Source organism: Oleiphilus sp. HI0066, assembly GCF_001635725.1.
In genome coordinates this window covers 1-1,509 of the sequence record NZ_LWFH01001113.1, presented here as the reverse complement: position 1 = coordinate 1,509, position 1,509 = coordinate 1, and the positions used below count along the sequence as shown (strand labels likewise).

Genomic DNA, 1,509 nt, shown 5'->3' with positions numbered 1-1,509 from the left:
AATCATTTTCTTACATAGCAGAACAAATCAGCCACTTGACCGACTCGTCTGACGAACAAGCCGCAAACAACTTTAGCTCCCAAGCCCAAGAGATCCATAACTCGATTTTCAATTCCATCGTGGCGTTTCAATTTTACGATCGATTATCACAACGACTTGATCATGTGAAACGTGACCTAGGCTGGCTGAGCGAATTGGTGTCAGCCCCTAACAGCGCCAACAATCCAAGCGCATGGGAAAAACTGCAAAACGACATTAAGTCGAACTATTCTATGGAAGAAGAGCGACTCATGTTTGAACACATTATGAATGGAGCCTCAGTGAATGAGGCGCTCGAAATATATCGCCATCATTTCGAAAAGACCGATGAAGACGATAGCGATGATGAAGTCGAACTATTCTAATATTTCGACCAAGTCGCCTAACGATATAAGTCCCTCGCCACGCTGAACTAAATTCTCACCAAAGCACGCGCCAAATTGATTCAAGCGGTACTGCGCTAAAGTCTTTAAGGGCTCCTTATTAAACACCCCCCGTTCGTCCAAGGTAATCATACTGCAGCGTGAACATGGCTTAGCGACATCAAACTCGATCTCCCCTATCTTGATTCGGCGCCATTCCGATTCTTGATATGATTCACTCCCACTAATCACAATATTCGGACGAAAACGATTCATTGCCACCGCATTTTCCAACCTCGAATTCAGATCGAGCAATGACTCCTCACTACACAAAAGAATTGGAAAACCATCAGCAAAACTGACTCGTGCTGATTCCGGTGAAAAATCAGGATCAACCTGTCGATAGGTGCTTGAAGGCATGAAGATTAAACGGACAGACTCATTCAAATACACGGATAATCGCTTATCAAAGTCTTTCGATGACATCGCCAAAGCATCAACACTATCCGACCACACTTCAGCCATCACTGGAACATCAAACTCAGAAAACAGTAATACTGTCTCTATGCCATCGAAATTCACTGACAGCGTGCTTTCACTTACTAAAGCAGAGACTAGTGCCATTTTGGGGTGCGTTCTTTGAGTGACATGCTTTCCTTGATCATTGATGACCATAAAACGCCTATCCATATGTGGCCCGAACGCGTCTAAGCTCATCGACTGGTGCGATAAACCGCAAAACGATTTAACAGGATAAGAAAACAGACCAGAGACAGTAATCATCAAGAAACTCGCGCAAAAGCTCAAAACTATAATGCGACTTGGCTAAGAAGAACAAGGCGCAAGTATAAATTGTGTAAACGGCATGACTAAACAGAGATACAGGAATATCAACAATTAAGACATTGAGCTAAGCGATGGATAAGCTTTCTTCGGGCGCGGCAAACCTTGAGGAAGTTTAGTAACAATAAACGACGATAGGTTTAACAAAGTCATAAGAAAATTTGGAGCGGGAAACGAGATTCGAACTCGCGACCCCGACCTTGGCAAGGTCGTGCTCTACCAACTGAGCTATTCCCGCTTAGGAAGGCTTTGAAAAAACTCTGTA

2 protein-coding genes and 1 tRNA gene are annotated in these 1,509 nt (G+C 43.7%); 1 reads left to right on the top strand and 2 read right to left on the bottom strand.

Going from position 1 to position 1,509, the window contains the following annotated elements; translation table 11 throughout:
- Window positions 1-404: hypothetical protein (locus tag A3738_RS31145; protein ID WP_197473867.1), on the top strand; the 404-nt coding region annotated here is incomplete at its 5' end.
- Here the strand turns inward: A3738_RS31145 and A3738_RS14635 are convergent.
- Both A3738_RS14635 and A3738_RS14630 read right to left on the bottom strand, forming a co-directional pair.
- Window positions 396-1,184 carry an MOSC domain-containing protein gene (locus tag A3738_RS14635; protein WP_068479496.1) on the bottom strand — a complete coding sequence of 263 codons (789 nt, stop codon included), beginning with the start codon at window positions 1,182-1,184 and terminating at the stop codon, window positions 396-398. The two genes, A3738_RS31145 and A3738_RS14635, sit on opposite strands and share 9 nt — an antisense overlap.
- Window positions 1,185-1,406: 222 nt before the next feature.
- Window positions 1,407-1,482, bottom strand: a tRNA-Gly gene (locus A3738_RS14630).
- Window positions 1,483-1,509 lie beyond the last annotated feature (27 nt).